This is a genomic window from Rudaea cellulosilytica DSM 22992 (genome assembly GCF_000378125.1).
In the GTDB taxonomy this organism is placed as follows: Bacteria; Pseudomonadota; Gammaproteobacteria; order Xanthomonadales; family Rhodanobacteraceae; genus Rudaea; species Rudaea cellulosilytica.
Genome location: NZ_KB899241.1, coordinates 303,370 through 328,840, shown reverse-complemented (window position 1 = coordinate 328,840; position 25,471 = coordinate 303,370). Strand labels below are relative to the sequence as shown.

Annotated in this window: 23 protein-coding genes; 13 read left to right on the top strand and 10 right to left on the bottom strand. The window is 64.4% G+C overall.

The window, feature by feature from the left end:
* Window positions 1-58: 58 nt before the first annotated feature.
* A complete protein-coding gene (gene acpA / locus F455_RS0101560) occupies window positions 59-1,621 on the top strand; it encodes an acid phosphatase (RefSeq protein WP_157578373.1) in 1,563 nt (520 codons plus the stop codon).
* Here the strand turns inward: acpA and F455_RS0101555 are convergent.
* The 3 genes from F455_RS0101555 to F455_RS0101545 are packed head-to-tail and all read right to left on the bottom strand — an operon-like array spanning window position 1,618 to window position 6,931.
* Entirely contained in the window at window positions 1,618-3,849 is a 2,232-nt protein-coding gene (locus F455_RS0101555) for a tetratricopeptide repeat protein (protein ID WP_083918755.1), read from the bottom strand. The genes acpA and F455_RS0101555 overlap by 4 nt on opposite strands.
* 16 nt (window positions 3,850-3,865) lie before the next feature.
* Window positions 3,866-5,251, bottom strand: a complete 1,386-nt coding sequence (locus F455_RS0101550) for a sigma-54-dependent transcriptional regulator (RefSeq protein WP_018971495.1) — start codon at window positions 5,249-5,251, stop codon at window positions 3,866-3,868.
* Window positions 5,252-5,302: 51 nt separating this feature from the next.
* Window positions 5,303-6,931, bottom strand: a complete 1,629-nt coding sequence (locus F455_RS0101545) for a sensor histidine kinase (protein ID WP_245539930.1) — start codon at window positions 6,929-6,931, stop codon at window positions 5,303-5,305.
* A 212-nt stretch (window positions 6,932-7,143) separates the two neighbouring features.
* On the opposite strand from F455_RS0101545, the gene sucC reads away from it, so the two are divergent.
* The 4 genes from sucC to F455_RS0101525 all read left to right on the top strand — a co-directional run bounded on the left by sucC (window position 7,144) and on the right by F455_RS0101525 (window position 12,385).
* Complete coding sequence (gene sucC, locus F455_RS0101540) at window positions 7,144-8,310, top strand: ADP-forming succinate--CoA ligase subunit beta (RefSeq protein ID WP_018971493.1); 1,167 nt, start codon at window positions 7,144-7,146, stop codon at window positions 8,308-8,310.
* 18 nt (window positions 8,311-8,328) lie between these two features.
* Window positions 8,329-9,204, top strand: coding sequence for a succinate--CoA ligase subunit alpha (gene sucD, locus F455_RS0101535; RefSeq protein ID WP_018971492.1), 876 nt, complete (start codon window positions 8,329-8,331; stop codon window positions 9,202-9,204).
* A gap of 69 nt (window positions 9,205-9,273) precedes the next feature.
* Window positions 9,274-10,920 (top strand): NAD+ synthase, encoded by a 1,647-nt coding sequence (locus F455_RS0101530; RefSeq protein ID WP_018971491.1) that lies wholly within the window; start codon window positions 9,274-9,276, stop codon window positions 10,918-10,920.
* Between the two features lie 124 nt (window positions 10,921-11,044).
* Window positions 11,045-12,385 carry a sigma-54-dependent transcriptional regulator gene (locus F455_RS0101525; protein WP_018971490.1) on the top strand — a complete coding sequence of 447 codons (1,341 nt, stop codon included), beginning with the start codon at window positions 11,045-11,047 and terminating at the stop codon, window positions 12,383-12,385.
* On the opposite strand, the gene sorB is transcribed toward F455_RS0101525, so the two are convergent.
* Together sorB and sorA are read right to left on the bottom strand one after the other, a co-directional pair.
* Window positions 12,382-12,720 (bottom strand): SorB family sulfite dehydrogenase c-type cytochrome subunit, encoded by a 339-nt coding sequence (sorB, locus tag F455_RS0101520; protein ID WP_018971489.1) that lies wholly within the window; start codon window positions 12,718-12,720, stop codon window positions 12,382-12,384. The genes F455_RS0101525 and sorB overlap by 4 nt on opposite strands.
* Window positions 12,721-12,730: 10 nt before the next feature.
* On the bottom strand, window positions 12,731-13,975 hold the full coding sequence (gene sorA, locus F455_RS0101515; protein WP_018971488.1) for a SorA family sulfite dehydrogenase catalytic subunit: 1,245 nt from the start codon (window positions 13,973-13,975) through the stop codon (window positions 12,731-12,733).
* Between the two features lie 163 nt (window positions 13,976-14,138).
* On the opposite strand from sorA, the gene F455_RS0101510 reads away from it, so the two are divergent.
* The 3 genes from F455_RS0101510 (at window position 14,139) to F455_RS0101500 (ending at window position 16,957) form a co-directional block, all read left to right on the top strand.
* Window positions 14,139-15,446, top strand: a complete 1,308-nt coding sequence (locus F455_RS0101510; protein ID WP_018971487.1) for a sensor histidine kinase — start codon at window positions 14,139-14,141, stop codon at window positions 15,444-15,446.
* A gap of 76 nt (window positions 15,447-15,522) precedes the next feature.
* Entirely contained in the window at window positions 15,523-16,503 is a 981-nt protein-coding gene (locus F455_RS0101505; RefSeq protein WP_018971486.1) for an SPFH domain-containing protein, read from the top strand.
* A 28-nt stretch (window positions 16,504-16,531) separates the two neighbouring features.
* Window positions 16,532-16,957 carry an NfeD family protein gene (locus F455_RS0101500; RefSeq protein ID WP_018971485.1) on the top strand — a complete coding sequence of 142 codons (426 nt, stop codon included), beginning with the start codon at window positions 16,532-16,534 and terminating at the stop codon, window positions 16,955-16,957.
* A gap of 15 nt (window positions 16,958-16,972) precedes the next feature.
* Here F455_RS0101500 and F455_RS19365 read toward each other — a convergent pair whose 3' ends face one another.
* From F455_RS19365 to F455_RS0101480, 4 genes are read right to left on the bottom strand one after another with little or no spacing between them, the layout of a single operon-like run.
* Entirely contained in the window at window positions 16,973-17,770 is a 798-nt protein-coding gene (locus F455_RS19365) for an anti-sigma factor family protein (protein ID WP_018971484.1), read from the bottom strand.
* A complete protein-coding gene (locus F455_RS0101490) occupies window positions 17,760-18,338 on the bottom strand; it encodes a sigma-70 family RNA polymerase sigma factor (protein ID WP_018971483.1) in 579 nt (192 codons plus the stop codon). The genes F455_RS19365 and F455_RS0101490 overlap by 11 nt, the downstream gene beginning before the upstream one ends.
* A 26-nt stretch (window positions 18,339-18,364) precedes the next feature.
* Window positions 18,365-18,730 (bottom strand): cupredoxin domain-containing protein, encoded by a 366-nt coding sequence (locus tag F455_RS19360; RefSeq protein WP_018971482.1) that lies wholly within the window; start codon window positions 18,728-18,730, stop codon window positions 18,365-18,367.
* Between the two features lie 48 nt (window positions 18,731-18,778).
* Window positions 18,779-19,756, bottom strand: coding sequence for a metallophosphoesterase family protein (locus F455_RS0101480; RefSeq protein ID WP_018971481.1), 978 nt, complete (start codon window positions 19,754-19,756; stop codon window positions 18,779-18,781).
* 339 nt (window positions 19,757-20,095) lie between these two features.
* On the opposite strand from F455_RS0101480, the gene gcvT reads away from it, so the two are divergent.
* The 3 genes from gcvT (at window position 20,096) to gcvPA (ending at window position 23,111) form a co-directional block, all read left to right on the top strand.
* Window positions 20,096-21,181, top strand: a complete 1,086-nt coding sequence (gene gcvT, locus F455_RS0101475) for a glycine cleavage system aminomethyltransferase GcvT (protein ID WP_018971480.1) — start codon at window positions 20,096-20,098, stop codon at window positions 21,179-21,181.
* A gap of 100 nt (window positions 21,182-21,281) precedes the next feature.
* Window positions 21,282-21,680, top strand: a complete 399-nt coding sequence (gene gcvH / locus F455_RS0101470; RefSeq protein ID WP_018971479.1) for a glycine cleavage system protein GcvH — start codon at window positions 21,282-21,284, stop codon at window positions 21,678-21,680.
* Window positions 21,681-21,755: 75 nt separating this feature from the next.
* The gene (gene gcvPA / locus F455_RS0101465; RefSeq protein ID WP_018971478.1) at window positions 21,756-23,111 is read left to right on the top strand and encodes an aminomethyl-transferring glycine dehydrogenase subunit GcvPA; all 1,356 of its coding nucleotides are present in this window, start codon (window positions 21,756-21,758) and stop codon (window positions 23,109-23,111) included.
* Window positions 23,112-23,291: 180 nt separating this feature from the next.
* Here gcvPA and F455_RS22775 read toward each other — a convergent pair whose 3' ends face one another.
* A complete protein-coding gene (locus F455_RS22775) occupies window positions 23,292-23,474 on the bottom strand; it encodes a hypothetical protein (protein WP_157578372.1) in 183 nt (60 codons plus the stop codon).
* A 202-nt stretch (window positions 23,475-23,676) separates the two neighbouring features.
* Here F455_RS22775 and metJ point away from each other — a divergent pair, with 202 nt between their 5' ends.
* Together metJ and F455_RS0101450 are read left to right on the top strand one after the other, a co-directional pair.
* Window positions 23,677-24,042: a met regulon transcriptional regulator MetJ gene (metJ, locus tag F455_RS19355; RefSeq protein WP_018971477.1), complete on the top strand. Its 366-nt coding sequence runs from the start codon at window positions 23,677-23,679 to the stop codon at window positions 24,040-24,042.
* Window positions 24,043-24,527: 485 nt separating this feature from the next.
* Complete coding sequence (locus F455_RS0101450; protein ID WP_018971476.1) at window positions 24,528-25,418, top strand: energy transducer TonB; 891 nt, start codon at window positions 24,528-24,530, stop codon at window positions 25,416-25,418.
* Window positions 25,419-25,471 lie beyond the last annotated feature (53 nt).

The following is a 25,471-nucleotide window of genomic DNA, read 5'->3' as shown; positions in this document are numbered from 1 at the left end:
AAGGCTGCGGCGCATGCGACCATTCTGCCTCAATGTCTTGCCTGGAATGGTGACTCGCATGCTCCGTCTTCGCCCGATCGCTCTGATCGTCACCGCCGCTTTACTGGTTGCCTGTCAGTCCCCGCCGACTGCACGCAAGCCTGGCGCTACGGGGCGCGAAGCCAAGCTCGACGCGATCCAGACCATCGTCGTCATCTATGCCGAAAACCGGTCGTTCGACCAGCTCTACGGCATGTTTCCCGGCGCGAACGGCCTGCAGAACCTCAAGCCCGAGCAGTACCTGCAGCGCGATCGTGACGGCAGCGTCCTCAAGGAATTGCCGCCGGTGCCGAATGCGCTCACGACCGCATCCGATCCCAAACAGATTCCGACCGAGGCGACGCGCGGCCATCCCAATCGTCCGTATGCGCTCGATGATGTGAACGGCTACGGCATCGGCCTCGACTACCAGCTGCATGATCTGATCCACGCGTTCTACAACGAGCAGATGCAGATCAATGGCGGCAAGAACGACATGTTCGCCGCCTACAGCGATGCCGGCGGCGAGACCATGGGTCATTTCGACGGTTCGAAGATGACGCTGTGGGGAGTTGCGCAAAAGTATACTCTGGCCGACAACTTCTTCCACGGCGCGTTCGGCTCGTCGTTCCTCAACCATCAGTATCTGATCTGCGCCTGCGCACCGTTCGATTTCAAGACCAAAGCCGATCCGAAAACCTACGAGAGCAATGTTTCCGTGGTCAACGCCGACGGCGTCAGCCTGACGCTCGACCCGAAGAATCCCGCATCCGCACTCGATGGGCCGCCCAAGTACGTACGCTACGGCACGCTCACGCCCGACTATTACGCGGTGAATACGATGCAGCCGCCATATCAGCCTTCGGGCAACACCGCGGCCAAGGGCGGCGATGCGCGCTACGCCGATGCGGACAAGCGCAATACGCTGAGCCCGCAGGTCGCGGAGACGATCGGCGACCGGCTCAGCGCGGCAAGCGTGAGTTGGGCGTGGTATTCGGGGGCATGGCAGGTTGCCCTCGATGAAAGCAAGGAGCTGTCGCGCATCGCGTTCCAGTATCACCACCAGCCGTTCAACTACTACGCAAACTATGCGCCCGGCACGCCCGCGCGCGCCGAGCATCTGCGCGATGGCGGCATGGACGGCGCGAAGTTCCTCGCTGATATCGACGCCGGCAGGTTGCCGCAGGTGACGTTCTACAAGCCGCAGGGCAATCTCAACCAGCACGCGGGCTACGCGACCATCAGCGCCGGCGATGCGCATATCGCCGAGGTGATCGCGCACCTGGAGAAAAGCCCGCAGTGGAAGAACATGGTCGTCATCGTCACCTACGACGAAAACGGCGGCTGGTGGGACCACGTCGCGCCGCCGAAGGGCGATCGCTGGGGACCGGGCCTGCGCATTCCGACGATCGTGATTTCGCCGTTCTCCAGGCGTGGTCAGGTCGATCACACGCAATACGACACCGGTTCGATCCAGCGCCTGATCAACCATCGCTTCGGCATCAAGCCATTGCCTGGCATCGAACAACGCGATACGGCGCTGAAGATGAATGGCGCGGCGCCCATGGGCGATCTGACCCAGGCGCTCGATCTGCCGCGCTAGCTGGTCGAAGCTCGCCGCGTCGCCGCATCGAGGAAATTCTCGAGGGCGGCGATGACACCGGCGCCTTCGAACAGCACGCCATTACGTTCCAGGATGCGCGCGTGCAGCGCTGCGCGCAGCGCGGCATCGGTGATGAGCGTGACCGCTTTGTCGACGTAATCGTCCTCGTCCGTGGCGACCAGGCCGTCGACACCCATGAGCGCGAGCATGCCGGCGGTCTGGCGGCCGCGTGCCATGGTGCCTTGCCAGGTCAGCACCGGCGCACCGACGCTGAACGCGTCGAGGCTGGTCGCGCCGCCGGAGAATCCAGGCGTATCGAGGATCAGGTTCGCACGCGCGATGGCGCCGAGATATTCCTCGTGGTTGCGTGCCGGCAGGAACGTCAGATGTTGCTCCGGATCAAGTCCGTGTGCGCGAAATGCATTCTCGATGCGCCGGCGAAAGCGCTGGCCGACACCGGTATTGCGCACGAAGAAGCCGAGGCGCGCACCGCATCGTTGAACGATGCGCACGAGCGTCGTATCGAACGACGGCGGCAACTTGAGGTGATTCTGCAGGCATAGTGCGATCGGAGCGCCGTGCGAATGTGCGTCGAGCCAACTGCCGTCGCTTGGCGCCGGGGGGCGTTCCGGTATCGTGCCGAGGCCGGGCAGTCGGACCAGAGTTTCCCGATAGTGTTCCTGCGCGTTCGCGGGCTCGAGTGCGTCCGCGCCGAGAAAGTAGTCGATGCTGGCGAGGCCGCTGGTGACAGGGTGGCCGTAGAGCACGCATTGCACCGGGGCCAGGCGCAACGCACCCAATGCGCTGTGATACGGGTCCATGCCGATTTCGGGGTAGATCAACGCGTCCAGTTGCGCGGCACGGATTTCAGCGGCGGTTCGCAGCGGGTCTTCGTGGCTGCGGTTGAACGTCTTCGCCTGGCGGACGATTTCCGCGGTGCTGAAGTCCTCTGCCTCGCCTCCGTACCAGACGTGCAGTTCGAAGCGCGCCGGGTCCAGACCGGTCAGCAGCTTGCGGAAATAGCGCGAGACCGTGTGGTGCATCAGATGATTGCTGACCACGCCGATGCGGATGCGATCCGAGCGCCCCCGTGCAGGTGCAGACGGCGATGGAAGGCGCTCCGCCGCGACCGCAGCCATGACCTTTTCGACCACTTCGCCGAAGCGCAAATGCGATGCGGTGTTGTCGCGCGCCTGATAGTCGAGGTTGAACAGGGTGATGCCGCATACCGCGGTGAACGCGTACTCGCGCTCCTGCGCCGTCTCCAAGCGCAAGTTCGCGGCGATTTCTTCGAGCCCACGCACGAAGCGCGAGCGCTCGGCATCCACTTCGGCCTCGTCGGCGTAGACCGAGGGCAAGGAAAGCAGCATCGTCCAGCGCAGGCGTTCGGCGACATGCGCGCCGCCTTGCGTGCTGGCGAGAATCTCGCGCGCTTCGTGCACTTCGCCCGCTTCGGCGAGGGCGAGGCCGAGTTCACAGCGCGAAACCCAGTCCTGCGGGTTCAACGCCACGGCGCGACGCAGCGCATCGATGGCCGGCTCCACCTCATGCAGAAGGCGCTGGATTCTGCCGAGCGTGGCCCACCAGTGAGCATCGTCCGTTTCGATTGTTGTCGCCGTGCGTACGTAGCCCAGCGCTTCCCTTGGGCGGTTCAGTTCGAGCAGCGCCATCGCCAGCACGCCGTTGCTGCGCGCGCTGTCGGGACGCAGTTGTCGTGCGGATTTGAGAAAGGGCAGTGCCTGTTCCGCGCGCTTCGTGCGCAGGAGCAGATTGCCCAATGCGTTGGCGGCGTTGAAATCGCCACCATTCCAGGCCGTCGCCTGCCGATAGGCTGCTTCTGCTTCGGCCAGGGCGCCCGTCGTTTCCAGGCTCAAGCCGAGATTGAAGGCCGCGTTGGCGTATTTTTCGCGCGCAGCCATCGCGGAACGGAACGCTGCGATGGCGTCGGCATGATTGCCCAGCCGACGCAACGCAACACCCAGGTTGTTGTAGGCCTCCGCAGCGCTCGGATTGCGTTCCACGCAGTTGCGGAAACATTCCGCTGCGTCTTGATGGTTGCCGGACAGCAATTCGCCCAAGCCGAGGGAGTACCAGGCCTGGGGGTTGGATGCGTCGAGTCTGGTCGCGCGACGAAAATGATTCAGCGCCGCAGCAAGTTGGCCGGCTTGCTGTCGAGCAGCGCCGAGTCGGAGCTGCTCGGCTGCCGCCCGGGTGGAGTCCGAGCTCATGGGTTCCTCGGTTCCCTCAATCGATGCCGAGCTTCTTCAGCTTGTAACGCATCGCGCGGAAGGTGATGCCGAGCTTCTTCGCCGCGGCGGTCTTGTTGTAGCGCGTCTCCTGTAGCGCCTTCATGATCGCTTCGCGCTCGAGATTGGAGATGTAGCTGCCGAGCCCGACCTCCGCGCTCAGGTCATCGAGATCGTCTTCTTCCTCCGGCGCGGAGAATGGCGTCGCCGTGCCCGTGGATGCCGGCGCGCGTGCGCGTGCCGAGAGCTGCAGGTCGTCGGCCACGATCAGGTTGTTCTCGCACAGCGCGACGGCGCGTTCGAGCACGTTCTCGAGTTCGCGCACGTTGCCCGGAAAGGAATAGCGCAGCAGCGCATCGAGCGCCTCGGGGCTGAGCCGCACCGGCGGCTGGCCCGAGCCTTTCGCGAGCCGCTCGAGAATGCGGCCGGCGAGCCGGGGCACGTCCTCGCGGCGCTCGCGCAACGGCGGCACGCGCAGCTCGATCACATTGATGCGGTAGTAGAGGTCCTGGCGGAATTGGCCCGCTTCGACGAGACGGCCGAGATCCTTGTGCGTGGCGCAGAGGATGCGCACGTCGATCGGCAGTTCGGCGCGGCCGCCGATCGGGCGCACTGCCTTTTCCTGGATCACGCGCAGCAGCTTCACCTGCATGTGCACGGGCAGGTCGGCAACCTCGTCGAGGAACAGGGTGCCGCCGGCAGCGGCCTGGAACAGGCCGGTCTTGTCCGCACCCGCGCCGGTGAAGCTGCCCTTCATGTGGCCGAAGAACTCGCTTTCCATGAGCTCGGCCGGGATCGCGCCGCAGTTGACCGGCACGAATGGCGCCGCGGTGCGCGGCCCCTGTTCGTGGATCAAGCGTGCGACGAGCTCCTTGCCGACGCCGGATTCGCCGGAGATGTAGACCGGTGCCTGGCTGCGTGCGAGCTTGCCGATCGTCGCGCGCAACTGGATCATCGCCGGCGAGTCGCCGAGCAAGCGCGAGGCGTCGGTCTTCGGCGCGTCGGCGGCTTTCTCCTCGGCTAGCTTGAGCGCGGCCTGGACCAGGCGGCGCAGCACCGAGATGTCGACCGGTTTGGAGACGAAGTCGAAGGCGCCGGCCTTGAGCGCCGTTACCGCCGCATCGATATTGCCGTGCGCGGTGATCATCGCCACCGGCGTTTGCGGGTACTGCGCGGCGATCCACTCGATGATCTCGAGGCCAGAGCCGTCCGGCAGCATCATGTCGGTGAAGCAGAGCGAATAGCGCGTATCGGCGAGCCTGGCCTTCGCTTGGGCGATGTCGGCGGCGGTGTCCACGCTCAGCCCCATGCGGCCGAGCGTGATCGCCAGCAGTTCGCGGATATCGCGTTCGTCGTCGACTATGAGTGCTGCGGGTTGGCTCATCAGGCAGATCGCTTTGCTAAGGTTGTGCCGCGGTTCGCTGTGTCTTTGCGCTCAGGCGAGCGACGGTGACGGTGGCGGCGGGAAGGTGATGCGGAAGCAACTGCCGCCGCCGGCAATCGGAAGATAGTCGAGCGAGGCAAGATTGGCTATGCACATCTCGCGCGCGAGATAGAGGCCGAGGCCGGTGCCGAGTTCGTGTGTGGTGAAGAACGGCTCGAAGATCTGCGCGGCGACCTTGGCCGGAATGCCCGGTCCGCGGTCGACGACGTCGAGGATCGGCAGTCCATTCTCGCCGGCCTGGCGCACGATCAGGTTGATCCGTGCCGGTTCGCCCGGGAGATGGCCGTAACGCTGCGCGTTCTGCACAAGATTCCACACGACCTGGTGCAGTTGTTTCGGATCGACCAGCGTCTCTACGCTGGCCTTCTGTGGCTTGCACGCGAGCGTGTTCGCGCCGATGTCGAGCGTGGCCTTGAAGTCGACGATGAAACGCTCGGCCCAGGCGACCAGATCGATGCTCTCAGGCATCGAGCGCTCGCGTCGGGCGAGGTGGAGAATGTTCTCGACGATCTCGTTGACGCGTCCGGCGTGGTTGCGGATGATCTCGATCATGCGCTGGTCGGCGGTGTCGAGCGCTTCGGACTCGGCGAGCAGCTGCGCCGAATAGCTGATTGCGGCGAGCGGATTGCGGATCTCGTGCGCGATCGAGGCTGCCAGCCGACCCATCGAAGCGAGCGTGAGCTGCTCGGCGCGGCGCGAGACGAGCGAGGTGTCGTCGAGGAAGACGAGCACGTTCTCATCGTCGTTCGCAGCCATGCGCGTGAACCGCGGGATCACTTCCGGAGCGCCTTCGGCGAACGAGATCGCGGTATTGTCGATCTTGCGCGAGGTGCGCCAGTGATAGAGCCGGCGCGACAGCTCCGGCGCGATGCGGCCCAGGTCGTTGTGGCCATCGGTCGGATTGCCGATCAGCGCCGCCGCGGCCTCGTTCCAGCGGTGCACGATGTTGTCGCTGTCGACGACGAGGACGCCGGTTTTCATGCGCCGGATGATCAGCTCGTTGATCTGGGCGAGATTGCGCAAGTCGCTGCCGCGCCGGCTCGCCAGGGCTTCCGAGGCGCGCATGCGCCGGCCTAGGAACAGACACAAGCCGGTCACCGAGAAGTAGGCGAGGCCGCAGATGCCGGCTTCGAGCGCTTCGCGGTGATCGCCGTTGAGCAGGTTGCCGACGACGTTCTGGCCGAACACACCGAATGTCGCCAGCGCGGCGAAGAAGAACGAGATGCGGCGCGGCAACAAGGTGGCGGCGCCGCCGACATTGACCAGCAACAGCAAGGCTAGGCTGATGAACTGGTTGCGGATCGAGAACATCGCCAGCGCGCAAGCGAAGATGTCGACGGCCAGCGACAGGTCGAGCCAGATCCGGTAGTGGCGCGGTTCGCGCGAAGCGAATGCGGCCACGAACAGGGCGAAGATCAGGTAGCAGATTGCAGTGCCGCGCCCGAGCAGCGGGTGCACGAGGCTGACCCACTCGACCGCATACGGGCTGAACATCAAGGCGACGATGATGACCGCCTCGAGCACGCGGAAAAGATTGAAGAAATGGAATTCGCGCGTGATCGTGTCTAAATCGCCGGCGGAGCGGCTGGCCACGTTGGTTTGAATGGCGGCTGCGACCACGATCAAGAGACTCCTTGAGCCTTGTGTTCCCCCTTGCCGCAAGTATAAGCGTTTGGCAAGTCCGGGGAGAGCCCCGTGCCGTGGGTCAAGTGTTCTTTGGGCGATTGCCCCCCTTCGGTGCCGTTCAGACTTTTTTTTGGCCGGGCGATTCATCACAATACGCGCCCCGCCGGCGTTTCGCGCCGTTTCGTCACTCCCCCCAAGGTGGTCGCATGAATTTCCACGAGTATCAGGCCAAGCAATTGTTCGCCGATTACGGCATCCCCGTACCGCCCGGCAAGATCGCCAGGACGGCGGAAGAGGCGGTCGAGGCCGCGAAAGCGCTCGGCGGCGACGAATGGGTGGTCAAGGCGCAGATCCACGCCGGTGGCCGCGGCAAGGCCGGCGGCGTCAAGCTGGTAAAAACCTTCGACGAGGTCAAGGCCGCATCAGCCAAGATGCTCGGCACGAACATGGAAACCTACCAGTCGGGCGGCCGCGCGCTGCCGGTCAATGTGGTGCTGATTACCGAAGCCAGCGACATCGCCAAGGAACTGTATCTTTCGGTGCTGGTCGATCGCGCCACGAAATCCGTTGCCTTTATCGCATCCGCGCGAGGCGGCGTCGATATCGAACAGGTCGCGCGCGAGAACCCCGAGGACATCCACACCCTCGAAGTGAACTTCGTCGAAGGCCTGCAGCCATACAAGTGCCGCCAGCTCGGCTTCGCGATGGGCCTGAACGCCAAGCAGGCCGGTCAGCTGACCAAGATCATGCTCGGCCTGTACAAGCTGTTCAACGAGAAGGATCTCGCCCTGGTCGAATTGAATCCGCTTGCGATCAACAAGGCCGGCGATCTCATCGCCCTCGACGGCAAGGTCAACTCCGACGACAACGCCGAATTCCGTCATGCCGACCTTGCCGCGATGCGCGACGAGTCGCAGGAGGACCCGGCCGAGGCGGTCGCGGTCAAGCACAACCTCAACTACGTCACCATGGACGGCAACATCGGCTGCATGGTCAACGGCGCCGGCCTGGCGATGGCGACGATGGACGTGATCAAGCTCAACGGTGCGGAGCCGGCGAACTTCCTCGACGTCGGCGGCGGCGCAACCAAGGAGCGCGTGACCGAGGCGTTCAAGCTGATTCTCTCCTCCGACAAGGTCAAGTGCATCCTGGTCAACATCTTCGGCGGCATCGTGCGCTGCGACCTGATCGCCGAGGGCATCATCGGTGCGGTGAAGGAAGTGGGACTGACGATTCCGGTCGTTGCACGTCTCGAAGGCACGAACGTCGAAGCCGGGCGCGAGCTGCTCGCCAATTCCGGCTTGAAGATCACCCCGGCGCTCGACTTGAACGATGCGGCGCAGAAAGCCGTTGCCGCCGTCAAAGCCGCCTAAGCCGAAGGAATCAGACAAATGAGCGTTTTGGTCAACAAGAATACGAAAGTCATCACCCAGGGCTTCACCGGCCAGCAGGGCACGTTCCACTCCGAGCAGGCGCTCGACTACGGCACCAAGGTCGTCGGCGGCGTGACCCCGGGCAAGGGCGGTACGCAGCACATCGGCCTGCCCGTGTTCAACACCGTGCAGGATGCGGTCGACGAGACCGGCGCCGATGCCACGATGATCTTCGTGCCGCCGCCGTTTGCGGCTGACGCGATCCTCGAAGCGGCCGACGCGGGCATCAGGGTCATCGTCGCGATCACCGAGGGCATCCCGGTGCTCGACATGCTGCGCGTGAAGAACCGTCTCAAGGACTATCCCGAAACCGTGCTGATCGGGCCGAACTGCCCCGGCATCATCACCCCGGGTGAGTGCAAGATCGGCATCATGCCCGGCCACATCCACAAGCCGGGCAAGGTCGGCATCGTCTCGCGCTCGGGCACGCTCACCTACGAGGCCGTGTTCCAGACCACGAACGAGGGTCTCGGCCAGTCGACCTGCATCGGCATCGGCGGCGACCCGATCAATGGCCTCAACTTCATCGATTGCCTGAAACTGTTCCAGGACGATGCGCAGACCGAAGGCATCATCATGGTCGGCGAAATCGGCGGCAGCGCCGAGGAAGAAGCGGCCGAATTCATCGCCGAATACGTGACCAAGCCGGTCGTCGCGTTTATCGCCGGCGCGTCGGCCCCGGCGGGCAAGCGCATGGGCCATGCCGGCGCGATCATCTCCGGCGGCAAGGGCACGGCCGCGGCCAAGTTCGAAGCGCTGGAAAAGGCAGGCGTCACCACGGTCAAATCGCCTGCCGATCTGGGCAAGGCGATTGCGTTAAAGCTCAAGAAGTAAACTCGATCGCTGCAATCGACGATAATAAGGCCGTGGTCTTCCGCGGCCTTTTCGCTTTCTGGAACACGCATGTCGACTTTGCGCATCGCCCTTGCCCAGTTCGATTTCCCCGTCGGCGCCGTCGCGCGCAATGCCGAGCGCATCGCCGCGATGATCGCCGAGGCGCGCGACGTGCATCGTGCCGATCTCGTGCTGTTCCCGGAGTTGGCGATCAGCGGCTATCCGCCGGAAGACCTGCTCATGCGACCGAGTTTTCTCGCCGAGTGCGAAGCGAGTTTGCAGCGTGTTGCGGCAAGCGTGCGCGGCGTCGTTGCCGTCGTCGGCTGGCCGCAGGCAGCGGGTTCGGTGGTCTACAACGCCGCCTCGGTGCTGCGTGACGGTCGCGTCGAGACGACCTACCGCAAGCGCGAGTTGCCCAACTACGCCGTCTTTGACGAGCGTCGCTATTTCGACGTCGATCCGGATGGCGGCGCCTGCGTGTTCGAGGTGAAAGGTGTGCCGGTCGGCCTGGTCATCTGCGAAGACTTGTGGTTCCCCGAGCCGCTCGCTGCCACGGCGGCGGCGGGTGCCGAACTCGTGCTCGTGCCGAACGCCTCGCCGTTCGAACGCGACAAGCACGCGCAGCGAGATGCCCTGCTCGCCATGCGCGTGAAGGAAACGCATCGTTACGGGTCGGGCACCGCGGTCGCTTACCTCAACGTCGTCGGCGGCCAAGACGCACTCGTGTTCGACGGGGCTTCGGTGCTCGCCGACGGCGATGGCCACATCCATCATGCGGCACGCGCGTTCGAGGATCACTGGTGCCTCGCCGACTACGATGCGCCCGCGCGCAAGTTCACCCCGGTCGCCTGGCCGGCCGACGGCGACGAGAGCCGCGACGCGCTCGCCTGGCGCGCGATCGTGCGCGGCACGCGCGACTACTGCGCTAAGAACGGCTTCAACAAGGTCTGGGTCGGGCTCTCCGGAGGCATCGATTCGGCGCTCGTGCTGGCGATCGCGGTCGATGCACTCGGAGCCGACAACGTAGTCGGCGTGCGCCTGCCGTCAAAATATACCTCCGCGCAAAGCAATGATCTGGCCGACCTGCAGGCGTATGCTCTCGGCGTGAAGCTGCTGACGGTTCCGATCGAGGCGCCGTTTGCAGGTTTCCTCGACGCGCTCGCCCCGGTCTTCGTCGGCTGCGCACCCGACGCGACCGAAGAAAATCTGCAATCGCGCAGCCGCGGCGCAATCCTGATGGCGCTGTCGAACAAGTTCGGCGGCCTCGTGCTGACCACGGGTAACAAGAGCGAATACGCGGTCGGCTATGCAACGATCTACGGCGACATGTGCGGCGGCTACGCGCCGATCAAGGACCTGTACAAGACCGATGTCTATGCGCTCGCGAACTGGCGCAACACGGTCGCCGGCGCACCGGTCATTCCGATCGAGGTTATCGAGCGCGCGCCGACCGCCGAGCTGCGCGAGAACCAGACCGACCAGGATTCGCTGCCGCCGTACGACGTGCTCGACGCGATTCTGTATCGGTATGTCGACCAGGAGCAGTCGCGCGAGGACATCGTGCGCGCGGGCTACAATGCGGAGGTCGTCGATCACGTGCTGCGCCTCGTGCGCATCAACGAGTGGAAGCGACATCAGGCTGCGCCGGGACCGAAGGTGTCGCGGCGCGCCTTTGGGCGCGAGCGCCGTTATCCGATCACCTCGGGCTGGCGCTAGATGTCGGTGAACGGCCGCGGATTTTGCAGCAGCGGCCGCTTCCTTTATTCTCGGCTGCAACCAAAACCGAGTCCGGCGCATCCAAACCCGCATGCGCGACGGCCGACCTCTATTTCATAAAGCGATGCGTACCGTACTCGTCATCGACGACAATCCCGCGATCGTCACTGCGCTCGACGTACTGTTGAGCCTGCGCGACATTCGCACGCTGCATGCTGCCTCGCCCGAGGAAGGGCTTGCCGTGCTCGCGCGCGAGCGCGTCGATCTCGTCCTGCAGGACATGAATTTCCGCGCCGACACCACTTCGGGCGAGGAGGGCGTCGCGCTGTTCCGCGCGATCCGCGAGCGCGAGCCGGACTTGCCGGTGATCCTGCTCACCGCGTGGACGCATCTGGAAACCGCGGTCGAGCTGGTCAAGGCCGGCGCGGCGGACTATCTGGCCAAGCCCTGGGACGACCACAAGCTCGTTGCCGCGGTCGAGAATCTACTGGAGCTTTCCGAAAGCTCGCGCGAAGTGTCGCGCCTGCACGGCGAACGCCGCGCCCACCGCAGTGCGTTGCGCGAGCGCTTCGACCTGCGCGGCACCGTGTTCGCCTCGTCTGCAATGGAACGCCTGATCGAGCTCGCCTGCCGCGTCGCGCGCGCAGATGCGCCGGTGCTGATCACCGGGCCGAACGGTGCAGGCAAGGAACGCATCGCCGAGATCGTGCACTACAACTCGGCGGTGAAGTCCGGCCCGTTCGTCATGGTCAATTGCGGCGCGCTGCCTCAGGACCTGATCGAGGCCGAGCTGTTCGGCGCCGAGGCCGGTGCCTACACCGGTGCGAACAAGGCGCGCGAAGGCCGCTTCGAGGCGGCCGATGGTGGCACGCTGCTGCTCGACGAAATCGGCAACCTGCCGTTGCCGGGACAGATGAAATTGCTGCGCATCCTCGAGACCGGCAAGTTCGAGCGCCTCGGATCGAGCAAGACGCGCGAGGTCAAGGTGCGCGTGGTCAGCGCGACCAATGCCGATCTTGCGGCGATGATCCGCGCCGGCACGTTCCGCGAAGACCTGTACTACCGCCTCAACGTGATCGAACTTGCACTGCCGCCGCTCGCATCGCGGCCCGACGACGTGCTGCCGCTGGCGGAAGCGTTCGCCGGCGGCGAGGTGAAGTTGAGTGCCCAGGCGCGTGCGGCACTCGTTGCGCATGTATGGCCGGGCAACGTGCGCGAACTGAAGAACGCGATCCAGCGCGCAAGCCTGTTTTGTCGCGACGGCGTGATCGAACCGGAGGACCTCGGCCTTGCCGTGCGTGCACCGGCGCCGGTGCGCGCAAGCGTCGAGAGCGAACTCGATCGCGCCGCGATCGAGGACGCGATCGCGCGCGCGAAAGGCGTCATCAGCCAGGCGGCCGCCGAACTCGGACTGTCACGCCAGGCGCTGTATCGGCGCATGGAGAAGATGGGAATCGAAAGCTAGGGTTTGGCCGCAGCCGTGGCCTCGTTACCGTAGGTCTTGGCGAAATAGTCGGCCAGCGTGGCGATCTCGTCGTCGGCGATCGGCGCGCCGTAGACTTTCTTCATCTTCGTCACCTCCGCCTCCCAGGTCTTGCGCGGCATGTTCGGCGGCTGCATCGCGGCGTAGTCGGCTGAATGGCAGATCAGGCAGCGCGCGTTGACGAGTTCAAGATTCGGTCCCGGTTTGTACGTGGTCGCCGATTCCTTCGGCAGATCGATCTTGAGAACCCCGGCGTTGGCCAGCGTCGCGGCGAACGTTGCGGTTGCGATGATGATGAGGCGATGCAGCGATGGCATGGTCGTCTCCTCAGGCCGCCGTGACGTGCGTGGTCTCGACCACGTTGCGCATATAGCCCGGCGGATTCCACAGCGGGGCGAGCGGCTGCGACTGGCCGATGCGGTTGAGCGCGCGCACCTGCAGCGCATGCGCGCCCGGCGCGAGCGTGGTCTCGATCGTCCACGCTCGGAACGAGTACTTGCCGAGGTCCTCACCGAGCTTGGCAGTGCGCCAGTTCGTGCCGCCGTCGTCGGAGAACAGCACCTCGCGGATGCCGTAGCCGCCGTCGAAGGCGATGCCGCGCACGGTCTGTGCCTGGTTCGCTTTCAGCTGCGCGCCGTCGGCGAGATTGGTGATGAACGAGCGCACGTCGAAGCGGCCGATCGGCACGGTCTTCGTCGGTGCGGTGCCCGGCTCGACGCAGGCGCAGGCGTTGGCCGGGACGCGATAGGCCGTGCTCATCCAGAATCCCGAGAACGTCTCGTCGAGCACCGTGATCTCGGACAGATGCTTGACCCAGTAGGTGCCGTAGTGGCCCGGCACGATCAGACGCACCGGATAGCCGTTGAGCATCGGCAGGTCGGCGCCGTTCATCGCGTAGGCGAGCATGACTTCGCCATCGAGCGCGTGGTCGAGATCGAGCGCTTTGACGAAATCGGGCGTGGTCGGCAGCACCGGCGTGTCGAGGCCGTTGAAGCTGGCCTGCTTCGCGCCGGCCTGCACGCCGGCTTTTTCGAGTACGGCCTTGAGCGGCACGCCTTTCCAGCGTGCGTTGCCCATTGCGCCGTTGGCTAGCTGGCCGCCCGGCACGCGCGGTTCGGAAAAACCGCGGCTGTTGCCCGAGCACTGGTTGACCGCGACGTATTCGATCGGCTCGAAATTCTTCCTCAGATCCTCGACGCTGAGCGACAGCGGCGTGGCGACCTTGCCCTGCACGCTGATGCGGTGCTTGGCTGGGTCGATCTGGGTCGGAATGCCGGCGAGGTGGTAACGCACGAAGAACGCGTCGTTCGGCGTGATGATGTTTTCGTCGAACACCGCGAACGGTGTTTCGAGCTGCGGCGGCCGCGCGGTCAGACGCAGCAGAGGCCGCTTCTGCGGATATTTCACAAGCGCGCGTTCGCCGTTGCCGAACGGCAGATCGACGACACTCTGGGCCGCGAGCGCGGCGAGCGGAGCGACACCGAGTACGCTGCCGAGGCCGAGCGCGCCGGCTTGTTGCAGGAAATGTCGACGCGGCGCATTGGCCGAATCACTGCGGGATCGATGGCGCATGGCAAAGTTTCCCCGGGGCGGAACGTGGCTGCGGTCGGGTGTTCGCATCGCCGCCGCGGGGCAAGCATAGTACAAGTCCTCGCCGATGCTTTTTGCGCTGCATCGTTGCCGCCTGGGGTTGCGGCGATTCCCGCCGGGTGCCGGTTCGGTTAGCCTTGTCGGCATGCGTTTCTTTTCCCTAGAAGGCAAGCTCGCCGCGCTGCTCGTCGGCGCGCTGCTCGTCGGCTGCGCGGCGACCGCGCTGCTCGCGCTGTGGCTGCCGCCATGGTTCGCTGCGGTGGCGGTGTGCGTCGCGTTTGCGCTTCCCGCATCGATGCTGGCGCATTCCGCGACCAGGCCGGTGCAAAGCCTGATGCGCGCGTTGTCGGGTGGCGTCGCGCGCTACCGCGACGGTGATTTTTCCACCTCGCTGGTTGAAGCGCGGCGCGACGAATTCGGCGAGCTGGTCGCTGCGCACAACGAACTCGGCCGCGTGCTGCGCGAGCAGCGCCAGAACCTGATCGAGCGCGAGCTGCTGCTCGACACGATGGTGCAGAACTCGCCGACCGCCCTCGTCCTGATCGACGCGTCGCAGTTCGTCGTCTACGCCAACCTCGCCGCGCGCGCGTTGCTCAACGACGGCCGCGCGATGAATGGCGTCGCTTTCGACGAACTCGTCGACAGCTGCCCGCCGGCTCTGCGTACTGCGCTGATCGGCCATCAGGACGGACTGTTCAGCGTCGACATCGACGGCGAGGCGGAGACCTTCCACTTGAGCCAGAAGACCTTCCGCCTGCACGGCCGCGAGCATCGCATGCTACTGATCAAGCGCCTGACGCGCGAGCTCTCGCGCCAGGAAGTGCAGACCTGGAAAAAGGTGATCCGCGTGATCAGCCACGAGCTCAACAACTCGCTCGCGCCGATCTCCTCGCTCGCGCATTCCGGGCGCGAACTCGCGCGCCGCGGCGCGACGGAAAAACTGGCGCCGGTGTTCGACACGATCGAAGGCCGTGCGCGCCACCTGCACGGCTTCATCGCCGGTTATGCGGAATTCGCCAAATTACCGCAGCCGCGCATCGAGAACGTCGTGTGGGCGGAATTCCTCGGTGGTCTCGCCCAGCAATATGCGTTCCGCCTCGTCGGCGAGATGCCGAAGCGCGCCGGCGCATTCGATCGCGCGCAGGTCGAACAAGTGCTGATCAACCTGTTGAAGAACGCACATGAAGCGGGTGGGGCCGGAGAAGAGATCGAACTCATGCTCGCTGAGCGCGGCAACGATGTGCGCATCGAGGTGCGCGACCGTGGCGGCGGCATGAACGAGACCGTGCTCGCGAGCGCATTGTTGCCGTTCTACTCGACCAAGCGCAGCGGTACCGGCCTCGGCCTCGCGCTCGCGCGCGAGATCGTCGAGGCACACGGCGGCCGCATCGCGCTGGCCAACCGCGACGGCGGCGGGTTGACGGTAATGTTGACCTTGCCGCAACGACAGTGACTTTGGCGACACGAAATCGGCAAGATCCCGGAGCTATACTGCCGCAGTGCAGTCCAAATTCGATGGGGAGAAAGATATGGGCGGTAGTGGCGTAGTCGCATTGGTACTGGTGGTGCTGATCTTCGTCGGCATCTCGAAAACGATTCGCATCGTGCCGCAGGGCTACGAGTGGACCAAGGAGACGTTCGGCCGCTACACCTCGACGATGGAGCCTGGCCTGCATATTCTCGTGCCGATCTACCACAGCGTCGGGCGCAAGATGAACATGATGGAGCAGGTGCTCGACGTGCCTTCGCAGGACGTCATTACCAAGGACAATGCGGTCGTGCGCGTCGACGGCGTCGTGTTCTACCAGGTGCTGGACGCGGCCAAGGCGGCCTACGAGGTCGCCAATCTCAATCAGGCGATCCTCAACCTGATCATGACCAACATCCGCACCGTGCTCGGTTCGATGGATCTCGACGAATCGCTGTCCAAGCGCGACGAGATCAATGCACGCCTGCTCAAGGTCGTCGATGAGGCGACGCATCCCTGGGGTCTCAAATGCAACCGCATCGAGATCAAGGACATCCAGCCGCCGCAGAACCTGATCGACTCGATGGCGCGGCAGATGAAGGCCGAGCGCGAGAAGCGCGCGAACATCCTCGAAGCCGAAGGTTTCCGCCAGGCCGCGATCCTCAAGGCCGAAGGCGAGAAGCAGGCGGCGATCCTCGCCGCCGAAGGCAAGCGCGAGGCCGCGTTCCGCGAAGCCGAGGCGCGCGAGCGCTCGGCGCAAGCCGAAGCGAAGGCGACCGAGATGGTCTCGCAGGCGATCCGCGCCGGCGACATCAACGCGATCAACTACTTCGTCGCGACCAAGTACGTCGATGCGCTCAAGGCGATGGTCGGCGCGCCGAACCAGAAGATCATGCTGTTGCCGATGGAGGCGACCGGGATACTCGGTTCGCTCGCCGGCATCGCCGAACTGGCGAAATCGAGCCTGCAAGAACAACAGGGCGCGCCTGCGGCGAAGCCGGCTGCGTCGCCGAAAGCGCTGCCGCCAAACTCACAGGCTTGATCGCGAATACGGGCTTACGGAGCACGTCATGCACTACGGTTGGTGGATTCTCGCCCTCGTCCTGATCGGTGCCGAGCTGCTCGCGCCGGGTTATTTTCTGGTCTGGATCGGCTTCGCCGCAGCGGCGCTCGGTGTCGTCAGCTTTTTGATCCCGGGAATTTCATTCCTTGCGCAGGCCGTGCTGTTCGCCGTGCTCGCCCTGGCGAGCTGCTTCGTCTATTGGCGTTTCGTGCGCAAAATCGTCCACGAGCGCAGCGACCAGCCCTTGCTCAACCGCCGTGCCGAGCAGTTCATCGGCCAGCGCTACACGCTCGACACGGCGATCGTCGGCGGCCGCGGCAAGGTGCGCATCGGCGATTCGCCGTGGCTGGCCGAGGGACCGGATCTACCGGCCGGCAGCGAGGTCGAGGTGATCGGCGTCAACGGCACGACGATCAAGGTGCGCCCGGTTTGAACCTGCGGGCGTAGGCTATTTGATCCCGTCGAGTAGTTGCGCGAAGCGGGTGAGTTCGACCTGGTCCAGATCCGACACGATGGCCGCGCTCTGGCCGCCGAGCTTGACCGCGTCCAGCCGGTAACCGGATTGCAGCTTGGCATTGTCGCCGGGCAGCGTTGCAGAATACGGCAGCACGAACACGTCGATCAGATGCTGGCCGTGCCGGTACACGAGGACGGGCACGCGCAGGTCGCCGGCATAATCGATGCGTCCACCGACGAGGGCGAAGCCTTGTTCGGCGAAATCGTGCACGGTCGGCGCGATGCCAATCTTGCCCTCGAACCACGGCTTGACCGTGTGCCGGTCGGTCGAGACGACGTCGACCGGCGATGCGGCGGCGAGCGCACGCCAGTGGCTGGCGAACAGGTCGCGCGCGAGCTGTGCGTTTGCGGATGCTTGTGCAGGCTCGGCGTTGCGGCCCGATGAATCCCAGAGCGAAACAGTCATGCCGCCGGCGGCGAAGGCGAGTACCGTCGAGGCGGCGTAGGCAAGCCAGCGCGGCGCGCGCATGGCGGTGCGGCCGGCGGAAACCGGCGCTGGGGCATCCGTCTGCGTGGTGGCAAGTTTTTCGATGCGCTTGCGCAGCAGTTCCGGCGCGGCATGGCGCGGGGCGTTATGGCGCAGCGCGGCGCGCAGCGCGTCGAGCTCGATCAGCGCGGCGCGGCAGTCGGCGCAGGCATCGAGATGTGTCTCGAATTCGCGACTCGCGGCGCGGTCGAGTTCGCCGTCGAAATACAGCGCTAGGGTGTCTTGTGCGGTCTTACAGTCCATGCGTCACCTCGCTGGCCGCGGCGGTGCCGGCCAGGGTTTTTTGCAGCAGTGCGCGGCCGCGCGCGAGGCGCGACATGACAGTGCCGATCGGTGTTTGCAGCACGTCGGCGATCTCGCGATAGGAGAGTTCCTCGATCTCGCGCAGGATCAGCGTTTCGCGGAATTCGGCCGGCAGCTCGCGCAGCGCGCGCGCGATGAGCGTGCGTCGTTGTGCCTGATCGAGACGTTCCTCGACCTCGTTTGCTTCACTGCGCGGCAGCAGTTGCTCGATGATGCTGCGCGCGGGACCGTCGTCGTTCGCTGCACTGTCGATCGAAACGTTGCGCCGGTCCTTGTTGCGCGTTTCGAGTCGCGCGAGGCAGCAGTTGCGCACGATCGCCAACCACCACGCGCGCGCGCTGCCGCCGGCGTAGGTGTCGGCCGCACGCGCGGCGCGCAGGAATGCGTCGTGCACGGCATCGGCTGCGTCGTGCTCGTTGCCGAGCAGCCAGCGGCCGAGGTTGTAGGCCGCGTCGAGATTGTGCAACGCGAGGTCGCCAATCCAGCCGGGTGCTGCCACCGTGGTCACTTCATCGAGCCTCGGTAATGGGTTCGCTACTGCTTGCGCACGTGCACGACGCCGGTCATGAATGGATGCACCGTACAGAAGTATTCGAAATCGCCTTCCGTGGCGAAAGTATGCTCGAACTTGTCGCCGGTATCCAAAGCCTTCGAGTCGAAGGATTTGTCCTTCGCGGTGACCGTATGCGGGATTTCGTCGCGATTGGTCCAGGTGATCTTGGTGCCGGGAGCAACCGTGATTTCCTTCGGCGCGTAGGCGAACTTGGTGATTTCGACCGTCTGCGTGGAAGCCGTGGCGGCGAGCAGCGACGGCGTGGCGAAGGCGATCGAAAAGACCGCGATGAGAATGGCGGCGACGCGAGCTGGCGTCGCCGCAAGGCGGGTGATGAGTCCGTACATATATATATGTGTGTGTCTTCAGGGTCGGGAGGTTTATGCGCAGGACGCTCAGCGTTCGAGCGGTCGATCGATCAGCGCCAATTCGCGTTGGCCGCGTACGACGCTGAGCTGGCGGATGCCGAGGCGTTTGCCGAGTTCACCGGCCGGCACTTTGAGTGGGCCCGGCTCGCCGATGCCTTCCTGCCCTGGAGTCGGCAGCGGATAGGCGAGCGACATGGCCGTATGCAGGGCGACGTTGCCCTCGACCTTCTGCAGCACCTGGTGGATGTGGCCGTTGAGCACGGTGACCGAGCCGAACGGGCGCAGCAGCGCGAGCGCCTGGTCGGCATCGGCCGTGCCCCAGCCCCATTGCGCGTACACGGTCCACATTGGAATGTGGGCCAGCACGACGACGGGGGTCGAGTGCGAGACGCGGGCCAGGTCCGATTTGAGCCAGGCGAGTTGTTCGTCGCCGAGTGAGGTCATCGTGCCCATCTTGAAGTTGAGCGTGTTGGTCAGACCGATGAAATGCACGCCGCTCTGGTCGAAGCTATACCAGCCCTTGCCCTTGCCGTCGTGGTCGAAGAACTTGAGATAGCCGCTGAGGCCGTCGTCGATCGTGTCGTGCTCGCCCGGCACGGTGTGCAGGCGGTCGACCTTCAGCTCCTGGAACAGCTCGCGCGCCTGGCCGAACTCGTCGGCCCTGGACAGGTGGCTGATGTCGCCTGTGTGCACGACGAAGGCCGGCGCCTGCGGCAGCGTATGGATATCGGCGATCGCGCGACGCAGCGAGCCGACCACGTCGGGGTTGGCGTCCTTCTTGAAGCCGATGTGGGTGTCGCTGATCTGGACGAAAGTCAGTGCGTTCTTCGCGGCGGCGGTCGTCTTGCCATCCGTGGTGGCGCCGAGCGCACGCGGAACGCCGCCGGCCACGGTCCAGACCACGGCGGCGCCGGTCCATGCGGCGAGGCAACTCAGGGCTTTGCGGCGATTCGGGTCATGCGTGTCGTCGAGAGCGAGAGGCGAGGTTTTGTCGTTCGTATCCATGGCGGTTCCTGGCGGCGGGTGAGGTACACGACCGACAAGATCGTCCACGGCACGGTTTTATTCCCGGGCATCTCGAAAAACCTGCTGCGCTCGACAATTTGCGCGCCGGCGGTGCTCGGACTGCGCAGGCAGGATGCCGGAGCGAACGGCGAAGCCGGCCCGAAGGGCGAGCCGCGGAAGCGGCGAGTAATCCTCACATACTCGTGTGTATGCTCCGGTTCCTGCGCTCCGGCGACGCGCCCGATCTCGGATAGGATCGGCTCTTCGCTCGCTACGGTTTTTCGAGATGCCCTCCGGGCATGCGATAATGCGCGTCCATTTTTCCGCTCGGCGCCCGTCATGACGCAGAAGACCATACTCAACGAAACCCACCGCGCGCTTGGCGCGAAGATGGTCGACTTCGGCGGTTGGGACATGCCGCTCAACTACGGTTCGCAGATCGAGGAGCACCACGCCGTACGCCGCGACGCCGGCATGTTCGACGTCTCCCACATGACCGTGGTCGATCTGCACGGCGCGCGTACGCGCGAATTCCTGCGCCACCTGTTCGCCAACAGCGTCGACAAGCTCAAGACGCGGGGCAAAGCGCTGTATTCGTGCATGCTCAACGAGCAGGGCGGCGTGATCGACGATCTGATCGTCTATTTCCTCACCGAGGATTTTTTCCGCGTCGTCGTCAACGCGGCCACGCACGACAAAGACCTGGCCTGGATCGAGAAGCAGGCCAAGGCGTTCGACGTGAAGGTCGCCGAGCGCGCCGATCTCGCCATGATCGCGGTGCAGGGGCCGAACGCGCGCGCCAAGGTGCAGTCGTTGCTGTCGCCGGCCACGCGCGAAGCGGCGGCCAAGGTCGGTAAGTTCGCCGCGATCGAGGGCGACAATCTGTTCATCGCGCGCACCGGCTACACCGGTGAGGACGGCTACGAGATCATCGTTCCCGAAGGCGACGCAGTGTCGCTATGGAACAAGTTGAAGGACGCCGGTGTCGCCCCGGCGGGTCTCGGTGCGCGCGACACGCTGCGCCTCGAAGCCGGCATGAATCTCTATGGCCAGGACATGGATGAGGCAATCACGCCTTGGGAAGCCGGGCTCGCCTGGACCGTATCGCTCGAGCCGGGCCGTGATTTCATCGGTCGCGCCGTACTCGAAAAGCAGAAGGCCGACGGCGTGCCGCGCGCACTGGTCGGTCTGGTGATGGACGAGAAGGGCGTGTTGCGCCACGGCCAGCGCGTCGCCACGGCGCAGGGCGATGGCGAAATCCTGTCCGGCACGTTCTCGCCGACGCTGGGCAAGGCGATCGCGTTCGCGCGCGTGCCCGCGGGTGCGACGACCGGCGTCGAAGTCGATATCCGCGGCAAGCTCGTGCCGGTGCGCTTGGTAAAGTATCCGTTCGTGCGCGACGGCAAGGCCTGCGAAGGCATTTGATCGCGCCCGGGGCGGCGATTTGATGTTTGCTGCTGCAGGCGGTGTAAAATTCGTCTCCCGTTTTCTCCCTATCTCTCGGCTACCCCTCAGGATTGAAGCCATGAACGAAATTCCCGGCGATCTGAAATTCATGAAGTCCCACGAGTGGGCGCGTGTCGAGGACAACGGCAACGTGACCGTCGGTATTTCCGATCACGCTCAAGGTCTGCTCGGCGATCTGGTCTATGTCGAACTGCCGAGCGTCGGCGACGAGGTCAAGGCTGGCAACGCCTGCGCCGTGGTCGAATCGGTCAAGGCCGCCTCGGACGTCTACGCGCCGGTCTCGGGCGAAGTGGTCGCGGTGAATTCCGCGCTCGGCGACAAGCCCGAGACGATCAATGAAGACGCGTATGGCGAAGGCTGGATTTTCGTCGTCAAGCCGTCCAACCTTGCCGAGGAGAGCGAGGAGCTGCTCGATCCGGACGCCTACGCCGAGTCGATCGAAGACGAAGAGCACTGATTTGCCGCAGCAGCCCGTTTCCCAACGCAGGGCGCGTCTTCGACGCGCCCTTTGATTTATAGCGAGTCCCACGCCATGCCTTTCATTCCCCATTCCGAAGCCGACGTCGCCGCGATGCTGAAAGCGATCGGCGCAAGCCGGATCGAAGACTTGTTCGACGAAATTCCCGCCGCGCTCAAGATCGACGAGCTCAAGGCGGTGCCGCCGGGCTTGAGCGAAATGGAGATCACGCGTTTGATGAAGGAACGCGCGGCCCAGGACGGCACGCCGCTCAATTTCTGCGGCGCAGGCGCTTACGAACACCACATCCCTGCAGCGGTCTGGGCGATCGTCTCGCGTGGCGAGTTCTATTCGGCCTACACGCCGTATCAGGCTGAAGCGAGCCAGGGCACGCTGCAGCTGATCTACGAATACCAGACGATGATGACGCGCCTGACCGGCATGGACGTATCCAACGCGTCGATGTACGACGGCGCGACCTCGCTCGCCGAAGCCGCGCTGATGGCCGAGCGCTGCGCCAAGAAAGGTCCGCGCCGTGTGCTCGTGCCGAAGTCGGTGCACCCCGCCTACCGCAAGACCCTGCACACGATCCTGCCGCTGCAGAACATCGAGATCGTCGAACTCGACGTCGCCACCGACGGCGGCATCGATGCCGCCGCGCTCGCCGCGCAAGACGTCGGCGCGTTCACCGCGCTGGTCGTGCCGCAGCCGAACTTCTTCGGCGCGCTCGAGGACGTCGATACGCTGACCGACTGGGCGCACGCCAAGGGTGCGCTCGTCATCGGCGTGGTCAACCCGCTGTCGCTCGCGGTGTTGAAGCCGCCGCGCGATTGGGGCGCGACCGGTGCCGACATCGTCTGTGGCGACGGCCAGCCGTTCGGCGTGCCGCTGTCCTCGGGCGGTCCGTACTTCGGCATCCTCGCCTGCAAGCAGGAGTTCGTGCGTCAGATGCCGGGGCGCATCGTCGGCCGCACCACCGACCTCGACGGCAAGCAAGGCTTCGCCCTGACCCTGCAGGCGCGCGAACAGCATATCCGCCGCGCCAAGGCGACCTCGAACATCTGCACCAACCAGGGCCTGCTCGTCACCGCGGCGACGATCACCATGGCGATGCTCGGCCCGGAGGGCGCATCGCGCATCGCCAACGCGAGCATGCGCAACACGCGCGCGCTGCGCGATCTTCTCGTCGCCATTCCCGGCGTGCGTCAGCTGTATTTGCGGCCGTTCTTCCACGAGGTCGCGCTCGACCTGCCGCGGCCGGCGCATGAAGTCATCGAGCGGTTGGCGAGGGACGCCGACATCGTCGCCGGCTTTGCGCTCGGCGAGGAATACGCGCAGCACGAGAACGCGCTGCTCGTCTGCGCGACCGAGACGAAGACCGCTGCCGACCTCGATCGTTTCGCGCAAGCACTGCGGCATGCGTTGAGCTGATCTTTGCTCGCACCTGCGCGCGGAAAATTTCGCGGCAGGTGAGTGGAGTCGGGCCGCTTCCATCGCGTTCCGGGCGAGTATCGAGAAAGTATACTTCGCGCAAATTCGCGCAAATCGGATCGAAAATCGCCGTTTTCCGACCGCGGTGAAAAAAAATTTTTCGGTTGCCGCCACCGCTGTTCAGACGCCGTTGCCGAGCGCATGCCGCTCGGCGGTGCGCATGCGACGCGGGCGTGAAACGGTCGAGATCATTTTTATATAAATCCATTTCAGTAAAAGTATACTTAAGTGCGTCGCGCCATGATCGCTGAAACCCGCATCAAATCTAGCTTTTTTCGGGTTGGCCAAGGTGTGGTCGTGCAAGCGACCTGCGTTTCCGGAAATTCGGTGGTGATCAAACGGATGTCCAAACGTCCATACTTGTTTGTGCGCGCATGGTGCGATCTCCACGGTCGGGGCGGCGCTTGGGTGGCGCGCAGCCGGTCGGACTGCACATGCGTTAACACAAATCTGTTGACAGCTAAACACTTCGGGAATAATTTTTGCGCCGTCGTTACACCTGCACATGGAATCCATGACGGCGGCGAAGTTTGTAAAGCCTTACATCGAACACGGCAGCAAGTCCGACGCCGTGAAGAAAGTGACGGTATCCATCCCGCTTCACGTACTCAAACTTCTCTCTGATGAACGTACGCGCCGACAGGTGAACAATTTAAGACATGCGACGAACAGCGATTTGCTGGTCGAAGCATTTCTGCATGCTTTTACTGGGCAACAACTACCAACTGACGAGGAGCTAAGACGCGATATGGCTACGAAGAAAGCTGCAAAGAAGGCACCTGCCAAGAAAGCTGTGAAGAAAGTTGCGAAGGCCAAGGTTGTGAAGAAGGCCGCGAAGAAGGTTGCCAAGAAGGCCGCCAAGAAGAAGTAAGCTTCACCCGTTTCATCTTTTCACATGCAGTACTGATCGCGAACCTTCGGGTTCGATGGATTCACGGATGCGGAGTTGGCATCCGGTTTTGCCAGAACAAGAAAAGCGACACCCCGTTTACCTCTTCCCGTGACTGCCCAGCGCGGGAAGAGGCCTTAAACGAACCCATCTGCTCGGAGCGTCCGCTCCCGATTCCTTCCGCTACTGCCCACCGCGTGCTCGCGGTCGTGGCGCAATACCATTCCCCTTCGTCACATCCCGATAGCGCCGGCATGCCGGGGTTTGTGCACGGAACATGACCGTAATCATTGAATTGCGATCGCATAACGTGGTATCCATCGCACTTCGCAAAAAATAGGGGGCGAAGTGGCATGGCGAGCGGACGCAAGGGGCCCGGTCTTTGGGCCGCTCTGGTGGTGGTGGTAGCGGTTGCGGCAGTTTCGGCTTATTTCTTTCTAAGGCGTGACACCGGTACGGGGCAACCCGTGCCTGCGTCCAGCGCACCGGCTGCGGCATCGACCGCCGCGCCGAGCAAGCCGGCCGAGGTGGCTGGGGGCGAAGCATCCAAGCGAACCGATTTGACGATTGCGGATCTATTGCGCAACGCTGGCAGCGCGTTGAGCGAGAAGCGCTACATCGATCCGCCTGACAACAGCGCGGTCGATTTCTATCTGCTGGTACTCGGTCGCGATGCGAACAACGCGGCAGCGCAGGAGGGCCTACGCGAGCTGCTTCCGCTCGCTACCGGCGAAATCGAGCAGAAGATCAATGCCGGCCAACTCGACGAGAGTCGCCGCGCGATCGATTTGCTCGGCAAGTTCGACTCGAACAACTACACGCTGACGATCCTGCGCAACAAGCTCGATCTGAAGAAGAAGCAGATGGATCGCGAGCAGGAGAAGCGCGACCAGGAGAAGGCGCTCGCGACGAATGCGGCCAAGAATGCCGCGACGCCGGCGACGACCGCGCCTGCAGCGGCGCCGGCCACGCCGGCCGCGACGGAGAGCAAGGCTGCGGTGGCCGATGCCACGCCGAAGCCGGCGGCAGCGCCTGCGACCGCGCCGGCAAAGCCTGCCGCGCCGGCCGCATCTTCCGCGGAAACGCGCGCCGCCGTCGTGACCAGCCAGTCAGCACCGCGCTATCCGCCGGATGCTTTCCGCTCGCGCCAGGAAGGCTGGGTTGAAGTCGCGTTCACCGTAGCCGCCGACGGCAGCGTCAAGAATGGCAGTGTGGTCAACGCCAATCCGCCGCGGTTGTTCAACGCGGCGGCGTTGCGCGCGATCGCGGATTGGAAGTTCCAGCCGCGCCTGGAAAATGGCCAGCCAGCCGAACAGACGATGCGCACGCGCATCGAGTTCAAGTTGCCGGATAAATAGTCGCCGGGTTCGATACCGGCAGAACGATGCCGTTCCCACGCACGCGGGAACGG

What these genes read in the sequence shown, in the direction of transcription:
- acpA (WP_157578373.1), top strand. Translation starts at nt 59, where the DNA reads ATGCTCCGTCTTCGCCCGATCGCTCTGATCGTCACCGCCGCTTTACTG.
- F455_RS0101555 (WP_083918755.1), bottom strand. Translation starts at nt 3,849, where the DNA reads ATGAGCTCGGACTCCACCCGGGCGGCAGCCGAGCAGCTCCGACTCGGC.
- F455_RS0101550 (WP_018971495.1), bottom strand. Translation starts at nt 5,251, where the DNA reads ATGAGCCAACCCGCAGCACTCATAGTCGACGACGAACGCGATATCCGC.
- sucC (WP_018971493.1), top strand. Translation starts at nt 7,144, where the DNA reads ATGAATTTCCACGAGTATCAGGCCAAGCAATTGTTCGCCGATTACGGC.
- sucD (WP_018971492.1), top strand. Translation starts at nt 8,329, where the DNA reads ATGAGCGTTTTGGTCAACAAGAATACGAAAGTCATCACCCAGGGCTTC.
- F455_RS0101530 (WP_018971491.1), top strand. Translation starts at nt 9,274, where the DNA reads ATGTCGACTTTGCGCATCGCCCTTGCCCAGTTCGATTTCCCCGTCGGC.
- F455_RS0101525 (WP_018971490.1), top strand. Translation starts at nt 11,045, where the DNA reads ATGCGTACCGTACTCGTCATCGACGACAATCCCGCGATCGTCACTGCG.
- sorB (WP_018971489.1), bottom strand. Translation starts at nt 12,720, where the DNA reads ATGCCATCGCTGCATCGCCTCATCATCATCGCAACCGCAACGTTCGCC.
- sorA (WP_018971488.1), bottom strand. Translation starts at nt 13,975, where the DNA reads ATGCGCCATCGATCCCGCAGTGATTCGGCCAATGCGCCGCGTCGACAT.
- F455_RS0101510 (WP_018971487.1), top strand. Translation starts at nt 14,139, where the DNA reads ATGCGTTTCTTTTCCCTAGAAGGCAAGCTCGCCGCGCTGCTCGTCGGC.
- F455_RS0101505 (WP_018971486.1), top strand. Translation starts at nt 15,523, where the DNA reads ATGGGCGGTAGTGGCGTAGTCGCATTGGTACTGGTGGTGCTGATCTTC.
- F455_RS0101500 (WP_018971485.1), top strand. Translation starts at nt 16,532, where the DNA reads ATGCACTACGGTTGGTGGATTCTCGCCCTCGTCCTGATCGGTGCCGAG.
- F455_RS19365 (WP_018971484.1), bottom strand. Translation starts at nt 17,770, where the DNA reads ATGGACTGTAAGACCGCACAAGACACCCTAGCGCTGTATTTCGACGGC.
- F455_RS19360 (WP_018971482.1), bottom strand. Translation starts at nt 18,730, where the DNA reads ATGTACGGACTCATCACCCGCCTTGCGGCGACGCCAGCTCGCGTCGCC.
- F455_RS0101480 (WP_018971481.1), bottom strand. Translation starts at nt 19,756, where the DNA reads ATGGATACGAACGACAAAACCTCGCCTCTCGCTCTCGACGACACGCAT.
- gcvT (WP_018971480.1), top strand. Translation starts at nt 20,096, where the DNA reads ATGACGCAGAAGACCATACTCAACGAAACCCACCGCGCGCTTGGCGCG.
- gcvH (WP_018971479.1), top strand. Translation starts at nt 21,282, where the DNA reads ATGAACGAAATTCCCGGCGATCTGAAATTCATGAAGTCCCACGAGTGG.
- gcvPA (WP_018971478.1), top strand. Translation starts at nt 21,756, where the DNA reads ATGCCTTTCATTCCCCATTCCGAAGCCGACGTCGCCGCGATGCTGAAA.
- metJ (WP_018971477.1), top strand. Translation starts at nt 23,677, where the DNA reads ATGGAATCCATGACGGCGGCGAAGTTTGTAAAGCCTTACATCGAACAC.